At 36.6% G+C, this 14539-nt stretch carries 13 protein-coding genes; 2 read left to right on the top strand and 11 right to left on the bottom strand.

Translation table 11 applies throughout. From position 1 onward, the window contains the following. Window positions 1–19 precede the first annotated feature (19 nt). The 3 genes from BK585_RS01275 to BK585_RS01265 form a co-directional block, all read right to left on the bottom strand. Complete coding sequence (locus BK585_RS01275; protein ID WP_078551337.1) at window positions 20–859, bottom strand: carbohydrate ABC transporter permease; 840 nt, start codon at window positions 857–859, stop codon at window positions 20–22. Continuing rightward, window positions 859–1809 carry a carbohydrate ABC transporter permease gene (locus BK585_RS01270; RefSeq protein WP_078551336.1) on the bottom strand — a complete coding sequence of 317 codons (951 nt, stop codon included), beginning with the start codon at window positions 1807–1809 and terminating at the stop codon, window positions 859–861. The genes BK585_RS01275 and BK585_RS01270 overlap by 1 nt, the downstream gene beginning before the upstream one ends. 479 nt (window positions 1810–2288) lie before the next feature. After that, a complete protein-coding gene (locus tag BK585_RS01265; protein ID WP_078551335.1) occupies window positions 2289–3278 on the bottom strand; it encodes a LacI family DNA-binding transcriptional regulator in 990 nt (329 codons plus the stop codon). A 278-nt stretch (window positions 3279–3556) separates the two neighbouring features. Here BK585_RS01265 and BK585_RS01260 point away from each other — a divergent pair, with 278 nt between their 5' ends. Then, complete coding sequence (locus tag BK585_RS01260; protein WP_078551334.1) at window positions 3557–4723, top strand: glycoside hydrolase family 27 protein; 1167 nt, start codon at window positions 3557–3559, stop codon at window positions 4721–4723. Between the two features lie 24 nt (window positions 4724–4747). Here BK585_RS01260 and BK585_RS01255 read toward each other — a convergent pair whose 3' ends face one another. Continuing rightward, window positions 4748–5536 (bottom strand): AraC family transcriptional regulator, encoded by a 789-nt coding sequence (locus BK585_RS01255; RefSeq protein ID WP_078551333.1) that lies wholly within the window; start codon window positions 5534–5536, stop codon window positions 4748–4750. 193 nt (window positions 5537–5729) lie between these two features. Here BK585_RS01255 and BK585_RS23850 point away from each other — a divergent pair, with 193 nt between their 5' ends. After that, entirely contained in the window at window positions 5730–5885 is a 156-nt protein-coding gene (locus BK585_RS23850) for a hypothetical protein (RefSeq protein ID WP_170885440.1), read from the top strand. A gap of 524 nt (window positions 5886–6409) precedes the next feature. On the opposite strand, the gene BK585_RS01245 is transcribed toward BK585_RS23850, so the two are convergent. From BK585_RS01245 to BK585_RS01215, 7 genes are all read right to left on the bottom strand, one after another. Continuing rightward, window positions 6410–6799, bottom strand: coding sequence for an SHOCT-like domain-containing protein (locus BK585_RS01245; protein WP_078551331.1), 390 nt, complete (start codon window positions 6797–6799; stop codon window positions 6410–6412). Window positions 6800–6812: 13 nt separating this feature from the next. Next, on the bottom strand, window positions 6813–7178 hold the full coding sequence (locus BK585_RS01240; protein WP_078551330.1) for a DUF2089 domain-containing protein: 366 nt from the start codon (window positions 7176–7178) through the stop codon (window positions 6813–6815). Window positions 7179–7432: 254 nt separating this feature from the next. Further along, window positions 7433–9769 carry a glycoside hydrolase family 95 protein gene (locus BK585_RS01235; RefSeq protein ID WP_078551329.1) on the bottom strand — a complete coding sequence of 779 codons (2337 nt, stop codon included), beginning with the start codon at window positions 9767–9769 and terminating at the stop codon, window positions 7433–7435. A gap of 125 nt (window positions 9770–9894) precedes the next feature. Beyond that, entirely contained in the window at window positions 9895–11802 is a 1908-nt protein-coding gene (locus BK585_RS01230; RefSeq protein WP_078551328.1) for an FtsX-like permease family protein, read from the bottom strand. Beyond that, window positions 11777–12541, bottom strand: coding sequence for an ABC transporter ATP-binding protein (locus BK585_RS01225; RefSeq protein ID WP_078551327.1), 765 nt, complete (start codon window positions 12539–12541; stop codon window positions 11777–11779). Before BK585_RS01225 ends, BK585_RS01230 begins: the two co-directional genes overlap by 26 nt. 82 nt (window positions 12542–12623) lie before the next feature. Further along, entirely contained in the window at window positions 12624–13625 is a 1002-nt protein-coding gene (locus BK585_RS01220) for a sensor histidine kinase (RefSeq protein WP_078551326.1), read from the bottom strand. Beyond that, complete coding sequence (locus tag BK585_RS01215) at window positions 13625–14326, bottom strand: response regulator transcription factor (protein WP_078551325.1); 702 nt, start codon at window positions 14324–14326, stop codon at window positions 13625–13627. Before BK585_RS01215 ends, BK585_RS01220 begins: the two co-directional genes overlap by 1 nt. Window positions 14327–14539 lie beyond the last annotated feature (213 nt).

Raw genomic sequence — 14539 nt, 5'->3', positions numbered from 1 at the left:
CTTAGAAACTCGTATTCGATTATCCTTTTACTCCACCAACTGTAAGACCTGCTACAAAATAACGTTGAAAAAAAATAAATAAAATTACAATCGGAACAATTGTCATGACAGAGCCAGCAAGTAAAATATCATAATTGTTACCATATGGTGTAAGTAAGGTTGCTAAACCTATTGGAAGTGTAAACATATCATTGGACCGCAAAACCACTAACGGCCACAAGAAGTTATTCCAACTATTTAACCCTTGTAAAATAGCCATTGCTGCTAATGAAGGACCCATTAGCGGAAGCATAATTTTAAAGAAGATCCCATACTCTGTACAGCCATCAATCCTTGCCGCGTCCATTAATTCTCGAGGTAGACCTAATGCATATTGTCTGAAGAAGAATACAGCAATTGGTGCAACAATCGCAGGCAGTATTACAGCTGTATAGGTGTTTACCAAACTTAGCTTAATCATCAATTGGAATAAAGGTAGCATTAATATTTCAAAAGGAATCATTAGAATGATTAAAACTAATAAAAAGAAAAAGTTTCTTCCTTTGAAATCATAGACAGCTAGCGCATAACCTACCATAGAAGAAAAGAGCAATGATAAAACAACGATTACCATTGAAATCCAGACACTGTTCCCAAACCATTTCCAATAAATCCCTGCTTCAGTAAAAATATATTTGTAATTATCTAGCGTTAAAGTGGCAGGGTCAAATAGCAGACTAATCCCATTCCTCATTAAATCCGTAGCTGGTCGAAAGGAAGAAAGAATTAAATTTAACAACGGAAATAGAGCAATAAAAGCTACAACAACAAACCCTACTGTGATCAACCAAGTTAACAAACTGTTATTTTTTTGCTTCATTACTCATCCCCCCTTTTAAAGGCTCCCGTAAGATAAAGTTGAGTTAAGCTAATCACAAAAATAATCAACATTAATACCACACCAATTGCTGCACCAAATCCCATATCGTTTTGTTGGATACCTTCTTGATATAAATAACCAACTATCGTTAACCCAATATTGCCTGGTGAACCTGATGTCCAGTAGACGAAACTTTCTTCAAACATTCTAAAACCACCGATGATTGAAATCGTCGCAACGAATATGGTGACTGGTTTTAAGAATGGCAATGTAACATAAAAGAATTTTTGTAATGTATTAGCCCCATCAATCTCTGCAGCTTCATATAAATCTTTCGGTACATTTTGTAACGCAGCTAGAAAGTATAAGATGTTAATACCCATCCAGCGCCATGAGGCAAGCACAACCATTAAGAACATGCCTGACCATGCATTGTATCTCCAATCGACAGAATCAAATCCAACCCAATTTAGGATTTGGTTCGCTACCGCCGTATCACTTTCAGCGAACATTAACCGGAAAACCATCCCAGCCACAATTACTGAAGTTAATGCTGGTAGAAAGAGTGAGGTCCTAAAAAGAATTCTAAACTTCACTATTTTTGAATTTAACAAGACCGCTAATAACATCGGTAAAGAGATTAAAATAACAACCGTTAAAATCATATAAATTGTTGTATTTTGTAATGCAGTATAAAACGTTGGATTTAAAATCCTTGAGTAATTCCGTAACCCTATGAATGTAACTTCTCCAGGTAGGACTCTTTGAAAACTCATAACAATTGCTTGAATTGCTGGATAAAGTGACAACACAAGAAAAGAGAGAATAAATGGAGTAATCATTACATATGGGACTACTTTTTTAGAGTTAAGAAAACGTAAAATGCCATTCGTTTTCCTTTTATTCACATGAACCACATCTTGTTTGGTATCCTTATTTGTTTGTAACATATGAACCCCCCTTGTCGTTTTTGTTATCATTCAAACATAACGCGTTTTAACAACCCACTATCAACACCGTTTACACATTACCGTGTACGTACACGGTAATAGCAAAGAAATATAGTAAGTATGGTTTTATCGTCTAACTTCTTCGTTTGATAGTGTATACTTACTTTTATGTTGCTTAGTATTTCTTTTATTACAAGGATTCACAAAAACGTGGACGCACACGAAAACCAGTAAATAAACTAGCAAATAATTTTAATTAAAAACCATTGAGCTCTAAGGACATATCCACCCCTTTTAGAAAACGCTTACATAAACTTCGTTGAAACTGTCAAGGAGGATTTAGATTAATTACATAGTACCATATAAAGCACAATAAATAACCACTAAATAACAAATTAGTTAAATGTTACTATATTTAGTTAGTGTTTAGGTCATTACCTCTTGCTATTTTACTAGATTTTTAAGTTTTTCAGATGAATTTAAATAGACTCCCCTTTAATAATCTCATACTCTAATAGAGGTGTTGGTACATAATCCCCATGTTCGATTTTATTAACTATGCTTTCGATCGCACTTCTACCAATGTCTTCAATAGGGTATTTTACTGTCGTTAAACGTGGAGTAATGTACTTTAACATATCAATATCATCAAAACCCATAACTCCTACCTGCTCTGGTATTTTTACATCTTTCTCCTTTAAATAATTCATTACTTCTAATGCATACAGGTCGGTTGAGCAGACAATAGCTGTCTTTTCCTCTTTGCTAAAATCTATGTTCTCTAACTCTTTAATATACTTACTATTTTTTATAATGAGCGGTTTAGTATTTATACCACTACCACCCAATCCCTCAAGAAAACCATGTAGCCTTTCTTCCTGAGTATAAATGTTTTTTTTACCTAAATAAGCAAGGGGTGGACTTATATATATAAATTTTTTGTACCCTTTTTTTACTATATAGTCTACTGCTTCCTTCATGGCCTGTCTCTCCTGAATTCCGATATACTCCCATTTATCAGAGACATAATTAAACACTGTAATAATAGGTATACCAAATTTACTTAAATAGGATTCAAATTGTTCACCCTTATTAACAGTAAATAGGATAATTCCATCAACCTTTCGATTCACTAGATAATCTATACAATTAATTTCACTTTCTGACTTTTTATCTGACAGAGTAATATAGATAAAATAACCTAACTCCCTAGCCTTTAACTCAATGGCATTTAGTAATTGGGAAAAGGAGCGGTTATATAAATCAAACAAGACAACACCAATGGTCATTGTTTTACCAATTACAAGACTTCTTGCCGTATAATCAGGTTGGTATTTCATCTCTTTTGCTACTTTAAGAATTTTATTTTTTGTTTTTTCGCTTATTCCTGGTCGATTATTAAGTGCCCGGTCCACTGTTCCAGCGGAAACTCCACATATAGTAGCCAGTTCTTTTATTGTTATTTTCATCGCTGCTCACCTCTATTTACAGTTCAATATAAACCTAACTCGTTCGTTATAACACATTTCGTCGCATAACACTTATCTCCTCTAGCGATCTTTAAATTTATGTAAAAATTTTGTATCTTACTTTAATGATAGTAACCTTCACTTGTTAGAAAACAACAACTCTCCATATAGATGCAACATTAAGCTATATCTGAGGAAACCTAAACATGTTTTAATCAAAACATAAAAACCCAGTTTCTATCATTCAGAACTCTTGGGCTTAAGAAAGGATGATACATATGGATAATCACCAGTTACTTGGACTAAAACCAGCCATGGGGTGGAATTCTTGGAACACCTTTACATGGGACATTAATGAACAATTGATTAAAGATGTTGCAGATCTTTTTGTTTCGGAGGGCTATAAAGATGCAGGATATGAATATATCGTCATCGACGACTGTTGGAGTTTGAAGGAAAGAGACGCTGATGGAAACTTGGTGCCAGACCCTGAAAAATTCCCAAGTGGTATGAAAGCTCTCGCAGACTATATTCATGAAAAAGGGTTAAAGTTTGGCATGTACTCGTGCGTAGGTACTCATACTTGCGCTGGCTATCCAGGCAGTTTCGAACATGAGTTTCAAGACGCTCAGTTACTTGCTGAATGGGGCGTAGATTTTTTAAAGTATGATTATTGCTTTAAGCCACGACAAATGTCAGGTGAGCTGTTGTATAAACGAATGAGTCTTGCTCTTAAGAATTGCGGAAGAGATATTTTATTTTCAGCCTGCAATTGGGGAGAAGACAACGTATATCAATGGATTCGTGAATCTGGTGCCCATATGTATAGATCTACAGGTGACATCCAAGATAATTGGGATTCGGTAAAAAAACTAGCTCTTTCCCAGTTAGATAAAGCAAGTTACACTGGGTCATTTTGCCATAATGATATGGATATGCTGATTGTCGGAATGTACGGCGGAAGCAACGACAATTTTATCGGCAGTAAAATTGGGGGCTGTACTGACAATGAGTATAAAACCCATTTCTCTTTATGGAGTATGATGGGTTCTCCACTCATGATTGGCTGTGATATAAGAAACGCAAATAAAGTAACAAAGGATATTCTATTAAACCCTGAACTCATCAAAATCAATCAGGATCTTGAAGGCCGTGGGGCTTACCGAATTAAACCCGAGCCCCAATGGTTCCATTCTGACGATATTTTTATGCTTGTAAAAGTTCTGACAGACGGTGACCTGGCCATCGGCTTCTTTAACTTAAGCGACGGTCAAAGAGAGATATCGTTACAATTTTGGGATCTTGGACTTCCATATGCTGCAGGTTTCTCCTTAGAACTTTATGACTGCTGGGAGCAAAAGAATTTGGGCAAATATAAAGAACGTTTTAATCCTGTTGTTCCAGCGCGTGATTGTTTAGTTGTTCGTGCAAAACTGGTCAAATAATAGAGAGACGTGTACCTGATTTCGTTACCTTCTTGAACGTTCATTATGCAACGTCATATACTCCGAGGGTGTATGTGACGTTGCTTTCTTAAATATTTTTGAAAAGTACAATTGATCCTTATATCCAACAGAGCAAGCCACCGATTTAATAGACAAGTCGGATGACTTTAACAATTCACATGCTTGCTTCATTCTGTATTCCACTAAATATGTTGAGATAGACATCCCCGTTTCCTCTTTAAACAAACGGAATAAGTAACTACGTTCAATTTTAGTGGCATTGACTATATCTGAAACTCTCATTGTATTCTTCCAATAGTTATTGTGAATATAATTCTTAGCCACCCCAACAAAATCGGTTTGGTGATTTAAAGGTTCTCTTTGGTAATACTCCATATAATAGGATAGTAGTATCCGTAACTTAGCATCAGAACGCATTTTATCAAAAAAACTACGATTGGCATTTTCCATAATAGTAAAAAAAGACTCCAAATTAACTTTGCATTTTGGGACAACAGGCTTAGTAGGCGATAACATCGTCATGGATAACAATTGCTTAGCTTCATCACCGCTAAACTCTACCCAAACATATTCCCACGGATCTTGCACGTCGGGATAATAATATATTTCCATATGTGGATATATAATAAAGCTCTCCCCCGCCTTTAGGTGAAAAACGCCCTGCCTTGTTTGTAAAACTCCCTTTCCTTTTGTGATGTAATGTAACGCATATATATCACGTACGCCCGGCCCCCATCTATGCAAGTTAGAAGGTTTATGACCCTCGCTTATAAAAGTTAAATCTTGAACCATTTCTAACTTACCACCTTTTATAGTTTTCTAAATATAAGTAAAAAACACACATATACCACCTAGGGGCAAGACAACTTGTAGATCACTATTCTATCACCTAACCTAAAGTTCCTATCAAATTGTTTCAAAAAGTCTAAAATTGGATATATAGTTTTATAGAAAACAACACAACATTAACAAGGAGGAAACGATTATGCGAAAGGATGTAAATGTGGAAGAGCGTCATGTCGAAAAAAAGCAGGACACTAGTACAGTAGCATCTACATTTATAAAATACTTTGCGTATATAATTATCTTTTTTGGTTTTTTGTGGTTTCTAGTTCAGTATGTATTCCCAATGTTTCATTAAATAGTTTTTAACGTCGTTTATCTATAAATCAACTTTTCGGGTCTCGAAGCAGCAAGCAATGGCTCCAATCATTGCTTGCTGTTTCGTAAATTAGCTCATTTTTCACTTCGACTGGCCACTTGCACCTACTTCTACACATGCCATAATATAATAAGAAGCCCTTCGTTGGTTGTGACTTGTATCAAAGTCCAGATGACTCCATCAAAATCATCATTTTAGCTCGTACAGTGCATTATAATCTTATCTTAACTTCTGAACCATCCTTAAAATTCATATCTACTAAGAGGAGTCCTTTGTGAGCTTTTAACTCTTTGACGATTGGTTTTAACAACCTCTTATCTATTAGAAGCATCCTAAAATCTACCTCTCTTTTATCCGATTGTTCCATTATTTTTTTGTGAATCAATTTTTGTATAGATTTTATAGTCAACACAAAGATACAAACATTTATAAGGACATATGGAATTAGAAGAGTATGTCGTTTGTCTTTTGAATTCAATATGACTCGAATCATAAATTACTCACTACTCTATAATGACTGAAACGGTATCCCCGTTTGCTGATTTAACATCAACAATTTGACCATCTAATTCATTTTCTATTGCTTCGATAATTAAGTTTACATCAATATCTTTTACATATTTTTCTGATTCGGGAAGGCTTGCTGCAATACTGTGTCCCGCCATCAATACTACCTTTACGAGTTTTATAGGCAAATTAACGGTCACGTTATCGTTTTCAGATGATACAACACGAATTTTTAAGAATTTATCTATATACTTGCCCTTCTTTTCTACTGGTTTGCTAGTCGTTTCCTCTTTTTCTTTTAATATTTGAATTAATTCTGCACCCTTCTCGGCATCTATTTTCCCTTCTTGCACCATGGTTAACACTCTTGTAATTTCCTCATTCATGATATTTACCTCCCTATTCATCTTTTAAAAGCTTTATAGCTTCCTCGGCAGTAATCTCTCCACTTTCTAACATATTGACGATTTTTTTCTCATCTACTTCACTTTTCTTTTTCTGTACATAACCAAGGGATTCAATGATGTCTGATAGTTTGCCACGAACCGTAGGGTATGAAATCCCTAGTTCCTTTTCAACTTCTTTAATATTCCCTCGACATGTCAAAAACACTTCCACAAAATGAAGCTGTTCCTTAGACAATGAAGCCAGTTTTGATAATTCAAATTCATTTTCAATTGTAGTGTTGCAATGTGTACACTGTAACTTTGTTATTTTTAACTTTTTACTACAGACAGGACAATTCGTTAGTACATTATAAGCCATTTTATAATCCTTTCTTCTTAGTTTAAATTGATTATAACCTCATTAAAAGAAAATGTAAATTGATTATTTTATATTTAATTTCATTTATTATTAATATTATTAATTAATTTATCAATAATATTAATTTCGATGTTGTTTTGTTGAGCAAAAAAAGAATCCTCGCTCAAGTTTGTTATCCTTGTGCGAGGATTCAAGCATATCCTCATGTGAGGATATTTACTATTGTATATTTACCTAGCATTATTATTTATTGCTTATAATGATATCGCAATTAGATGGTGCGTGCCGCTTTCAACGTGTAACTCGTATACCCCTTGTTCTTTTTTAGTGAGTGACTGTTTTGGGTTTTGTTCCGTTTTTTCTTCTTCTACTGGCCATTTCGTTCTGATTCTACACACACCATTATTTTTTGCTGTAATGGTACATGATATTAATTTATTATTCTCCCAGGTTATATCTACTTCATATCCACCTCTTGCTTTTAATCCTTTCACTGTTCCGCTTTTCCATGCTTTCGGTAGTGCTGGAAGGATATGAATTTCATTGTTATGGCTTTGAAGTAGCATCTCTGCTATACCCGCTGTTCCCCCAAAGTTTCCATCAATTTGAAATGGTGGGTGGTTATCCAGTAGGTTCGGCAAGGTAGATGATTTTAAAAGCTCTACGACATTTTGGTAAGCAAGTTCTTCCTCTTCTAATCGGGCCCACATATTAATGATCCATGCACGACTCCAACCTGTATGGCCACCACCATCCTTTAGTCTTCTTTCTAAGGTGACTTTAGCTGCTTCAGCTAGTTCTTGTGTCGTTCGTGGAGAAATTTGATTGCCTGGGTGAAGAGCAAATAAGTGGGAAATGTGCCGATGCCCCGGCTCTGCTTCATCATAATCTTCTAGCCATTCTTGAATTTGCCCATGCTTACCAATTTTTGGCTTAGGTATCTTTCCTCTTAACTCAAGCAACTGTTGGCGAAACGCTTCATCAATCTCTAAAATCTCACTAGCTTTTATACAACTAGAAAAAAGAGCAAAAATAATTTGACTGTCCATTGATGGGCCTTCGCACAACGTTCCTTGTTCCCCATTGGACAAAACATAGGTGTTCTCAGGTGAAACAGAAGGTGTTGTAATTAGATAACCTTCTTTGTTCTCCACGAGAAAGTCGACAAAAAATAAAGAGGCCTCTTTCAACGTATCATACGATTTTTGTAAAAAGTCTTTATCACAAGTGAATGTATAATGCTCCCAGAGATGTTGACATAACCAAGCAGCCCCCATCGGCCAAATCGTCGCTGGCATATAAATATCTTGTGGTGCCGTATCCCCCCAAATGTCGGTATTATGGTGGGCTGTGAACCCTCGACATCCGTACATTGTGGTTGCCGTTACCCTACCGTTTTCTTTTATCTTTTGAATATGCTTAAATAAGGGCTCATGACATTCTGAGAGGTTGCATATTTCTGCAGGCCAATAATTCATTTGTGTATTAATATTTATTGTAAACTTACTATCCCATGGGGGAAGCATTTGATCATTCCATATTCCTTGTAACGTCGCAGGCAAAGAGTCCGGTCGACTTGAAGAAATTAATAGATACCGCCCATAATGAAAGTACGTGCTAATTAACGCTGAATCCTCTTCTCCATTTTTCATAAGGTCCAAGCGTTGATCGGTGGAAAGTTCAGCCTTACTTGGTTCCAGCTCATTAAGTTGTAAGTCCATACGATTAAATAACAGTTGATAGTCCTCAACATGAGTTTCTCGTAGTTCCCCATATGACTTTTCTGCTGCTTGTTTGATCGTCTCCAAACATTGCTTCTCGGGATGAGCAAATCGGTAAGACGTTGCTGCTGCAACAAATAAAGTAACCGCATTTGCTTTTTCTACAATTAAACGGTTGCCGATTGTTTTTACTGTTCCACCTTCGGGAATAGCTCGTAATGCACAGCGGAATGCAATACCCTCTTTTCCACCCGTTTCGCCTCGCATCATTAGACAATCGTTGGATAATGCTTCTAGATCATCATAATTTCTTGCATTGCCACGGTCTAATATGGTTTGAAATGAAATAGCATTCTCCCTAGAAGCCGTCAGCCTGATGACCATCACTTGGTCTGGATAGCTCGTCCATATTTCTCTTTTATATGTAACATCCTCTATCATGTATTTCACTTTTGCTATCGCCGTATGTAAATCTAACTCTCTACTATAGTCACGAACTTCCTTTTCCTCATGGTTGAAGTGTAACAAGACATCTCCAAGTGGTTCATAATGACGTTGTGTTTCAGGGATACCCGTAAAAGCAAGTGCAGCCAATTCTTCTGCTTCTTTCAGTCTTCCATCTGATAACAGGTTTCTAATGGAAGACAGATTCTTTAAGGCATCAGGGTTATTACGATTTCTTGGGCCTCCATACCAAACAGAATCTTCATTTAATTGAATTCTCTCGTTGGTTACAACACCGAAGACCATTCCGCCTAATCTACCATTTCCTACTGGCAAAGCTTCATTCCAATCCTTTGCTGGCTGTTTATACCAGAGTAGCTTATTCAAGTTGCATCCCCCATCTATCGTTAGAATATTACTTACCATTTTATCTCATATCATATCCTCATGTACATTTAATACTAATATGTATATAACAGAATGAATCCAAAAAGAAACCGTGACAAAAAGTTTTTGTCACGGTCTTAAAGAAATATGAGTTACTTATTAAGTTACGCATCTTTAAATGACATCTTGCTTACTTGTTTAATATAAAAAAACCGGACGAACAGGAAGTATATCACTTGAATGAGCGCGAAACTTCCTAAGACTAGGGAAGATTCTACGGTTAAATTATAGTCAAACAAACGTGATAAAGCGGTAAGTGCAACAGCACCATGAGTTAATGCCACGACAATCGGCGAGAAGAATAAAATGGCGATTTGTCTGTTCATTACTGTCTGTAGCTCTGATTGTGTCAAACCAATTCTAGAAATAGCCTGGAATTTACGTTTCTCTTCATCCAAATCCGTAAATAAACGAAAATATAGAAAGCTACCCGCGGATACAAAGAATACAATACCGATAAACAAGCCAATGAATAAAACCGGTCCGTATGCTTTATTTATTTCATAGATTGTATAATCGAGGAAGACTCCTTTATATTTTAATTCTCCATCTAAGTTGTATATTTCTCTTCCCGCCTCAATTAATTGGTCCGTTTGTCCTTCTTTTGCAATCCACACAAAACTATAATTTTCTCTTACTGGAGAGCTCAGTTGCTCGAAAGTTTTATCATTAACCACATAGTATCCATACATGGTTGGTAAAACGGTTGAATTTACTATTTTATTTGGTTGAAGTTCTCGTCCGTCTTCTAGTTGAACACGAGAATTCATTAACACCTCACTGGCTTTTAGCCCATCATCCAACACGGCAACGGTCTGGTCGACTACGATGACCTCATCTTCCGAAGGTTGTAATTCCTCGGCACCCACAAATGCGGCAAAACGATTGTAATCAGAAGCTCTTGCAATGAAGATTTCTCGTTCAGCTATCTCAAAATAAGACATTTCCACCGATTTCATCTCTGCATCGATATTTTCCTGCTGCAAAATAGCATTAATTGTGTTCATCTCTTCCTCAACCATAGCCTCTTCGTCATCTTGAAATGGAGTATACGTAATTGGATAGGGATTAGCTTCCTTTATTCCTTTGGTAAGTACAGATTGTAATCCATATAATGTACCAATTGCGCTAAAAGCCACCGTTGAAATAATGGCTACCATAAAGAATGTTCGTGCGTTGTCCTTTAATCGAAAGGCTAGGTCAGAAAACAAGAGCATGTTTGTTTTGTGCCAGAAAATCGGTGTATTCCTTTTCAAAAGCCGGATGAGATAAACACTTAGTTGCGTAAATAAGAGATAGGTTCCAAGTGTTACAACGATAATTACTGGGATCATGGCATAAACAACATAAATTCCCTTAACCAAAGTAGCGGTACTATACCCAGAGATAAGCAATAGTGCCGCAAGTATCGAAAGAATAATCGAGGCTTTAGGATCTCCTTTTGGTTGTTTATCTGCTTTTATTAAATCTGTTAGCTTCTTCGTACGGAGAATAAACGAGACAAATATGGATATACAGAAAAATAGAAACAGAAAGCTAATAAAGGTTACAACAATGGCTTGTATCGGAACATAAAAATCAAGTGTTTCACTAATGATTAAGACGTTTTCTGCTACTAGCAGTATTGCTTTAGCAAATACCAAACCAATTACAATTCCACCAACTGTTGCATAAAATCCAACTAAAATATTTTCCAAAAAAATCATTAATCGAACTTGTCTATTGGAGGCACCAAGCATAATTAACAAACCAAACTCTTTTTTTCTTGACTGTAAGAAAGAACTCATCGAGTAAAGAATATAAAAGAAAGAAAACACATAAATGATTCCTCCCGCAACCCCCATGCCAAATAGCACGTTTTGGTTGATTGCTCCACTTGAAAAGGCGGGGTGGAATGCAAAGATAGCAAAAGTAAAAAATACCATCACCGTAAACATGCTACTTAAGAAATAGGCAAGATACAGTCTTTTATTTCGCAATACGTTATTAAACGCGAACTGACGAAAAGTCATTGCCATCGCCTCCCATCAAGGAAAGCACATCTATTATTTTCTGAAAAAATGCTTGTCTACTTTCCCCTCGATGAATTTCTGAGTGCAACTTCCCATCTTGAATAAAGACGATTCGGTCGGAATAGCTTGCCGCTTGGGGATCGTGGGTTACCATTAGCAAACTCGTTTTTTCCTGTTTATTAATAGCTTCTAACATCCCCATCACATCCTTCGATGCTTTTGAATCTAGGTTTCCGGTTGGCTCATCAGCTAAAAGTAGCTTAGGTTGATGAATCATTGCTCTAGCAATTGCTACACGTTGGGCCTGGCCCCCTGAGATTTCATAGGTTCGTTTAGCCATAATCGATGATATTCCCAAATTTTCTGCCACTTTATGAGCTTTTTCTTTCATTTCCTTTACACTAGTACCCTCTAACGTCAGTGGTAATACTATATTTTCTTCGACCGTCAATGTATGAAGTAGATTGAAATCCTGAAAAATAAATCCTAACTCATTTCGACGGAATTTAGCCAACTCATTTCTTTTCAATTCATGTGGATTTTTCCCTTCAATTTCCACTTGTCCGGTTGTTGGTGCATCATTCGTAGATATAATATTGAGTAATGTTGTTTTTCCGCTACCGGATGGCCCCATAATCGCAACAAACTCGCCTGTTTCTACTTCTAAACTAATATCAGTGAGTGCACGGTACGCTACTTTCCCTTCGTAAACCTTACTTACCTTGGTTAGTGTAATCATAATCAATCTCCTCTGCTAAGTTTCTAAAACAAGTATAGACGAAGAAGTTTGCCTTAAACTATCGATTATGCTTTCACTTATCTTACATCGGTGTAAGGTTTTGTGTAGATGAAAAAATAATTCGTATCGATGTACCTTCTCCCACCTCTGATTCTAGTTCGACTTCATGCTCTAGCTTTTCTGCTACTTCTTTTACCAAGTAAAGCCCCATTCCTGTTGATTCCCGGTACTTTCGTCCATTTTCACCCGTATAAAATTTTGTGAAAACTCGCTTCTTGTCCACTGTAGGAATACCAATTCCAAAGTCTTTTACTTCAAGAATTGCCTCCCCTTCCCGTTCATACACAGACAGGAGAAGATGCTTAGCTTTTCCACTAGAATATTTCACAGCGTTGTGGACGAGTTGTGTGACTAAGAAGAAAAGCCACTTCTCATCGGTCACGACTGTTATGCCTGACCTTTGTTCCTGAAACTTTGGGTATACTTCATGACGGATGTAAAATCGCTTATTTTCTTGGTTTACCTCATGGATTAATTTTGAGAGGAGGACTGGCTTTATCTGAAAATCTTCAACAATCGTGCGAAGTCTTGCCATATAGAGGACCGTTTGTAAACCCTGTTGCATCCGTTCTGTCTCCTCGCGAAGGCTAGAAGATTCCGGTTCATCTAACGTTTGTGCCGTTAACTCAATAACCGAAAGTGGCGTCTTCATTTGATGAACCCATCTATCCATAAATAGCAAATGGTCATCTTGTCTTTCCTCTGCTTTTTGAAGTTCCTCTTGATACAAACGATACTGCTTAATAAGTAACCGATGTAGCGCTTCGGATATCGGCGCTTGTTCCAAAACCTCGAACGGCTCCAGCATAGTTTCGATTGGATTTTGTAACGTTTGATAGAAGTTTTTTCGACTAACATACCGATAAATGAGATACGTTGTTAACAATACAACGGAAAGAAAAAAAGCATACAACATAACACCTGTCCCACGATAGCCATCTAGCCAAAAGAGGATAGGAATCATAACGCATTGAACCAGTTGATATGTTATGAGAAGGACATGCTCCCGAAGAAATAACTTCATTATTCCTCTTCCTTCCATGTCATATTGAGGCGATATCCAGCGCCTCTAACTGTCTCGACAGCATTTTCGATACCTAGCGTTAAAAACTTATTTCGAACACGGGCAATGTTCACATTTAATGTATTTTCATCCACATACGTTTGGTCATCCCAAAGCCTCTCCAACAAATCCTGCCTACTCGCAACGCGAGGATATCGCTCCATTAATGTTTCAATAATGTCAGTCTCCTTTTTAGTCAATGCCGTGATTTCATTACTATATCGAAGTTCTAATCGTTCAGGATAAAAGTAGAGGTTCCCTTGAATGTGTACTCGTTCTTCATGCTTAGTTGCATATTCTCCGTATGCTCTTCGCATATGACTACGGATTTTAGCCATGACAATATCGGGATGAAACGGCTTCGTAATAAAATCATCACCGCCATTTTCCAATGCCATGACTTGGTCCATCTCACCCGTTCGCGCCGAAATAAAAATGACTGGACAAATCGATTCTTTTCTTATTTGCCTACACCAATAATACCCATCATAACTAGGTAGATTAATATCTAATAAGAGCAATTTAGGTTGCACTTCACGAAAGGTTTCCAATATTTTATCAAAGTCTTGCGCAACTGTGACTTCATACCCGTATTTTAGAATATAGGAAGATAAGAAATCTGCAATTTTCTTATCATCTTCAACAATCATGATTTTTTCCATGTTTGGTTTCACCTAATTTCATAATTATGTAAGTTTACTGTATCACAGGTATTTCAACAAACTCCAATTCAAAGTCAGCTTACATCATGCCTCCCCTAAGCTGAGAATTTTTGTGTCTTTAACTCTGCGGGCGTAGAGTTCGTTATAACTTTTTTTCAGAATTCTGTATGTGAAACGGACTTTACCTTGTATTACTGGATTATAATATAATTA

The sequence above is a fragment of the Bacillus alkalicellulosilyticus genome, assembly GCF_002019795.1.
GTDB lineage: Bacteria > Bacillota > Bacilli > Bacillales > Bacillaceae_F > Bacillus_AO > Bacillus_AO alkalicellulosilyticum.
Note: the sequence above shows the minus strand (reverse complement) of the source record. Positions and strands in the feature narration are given on the sequence as shown.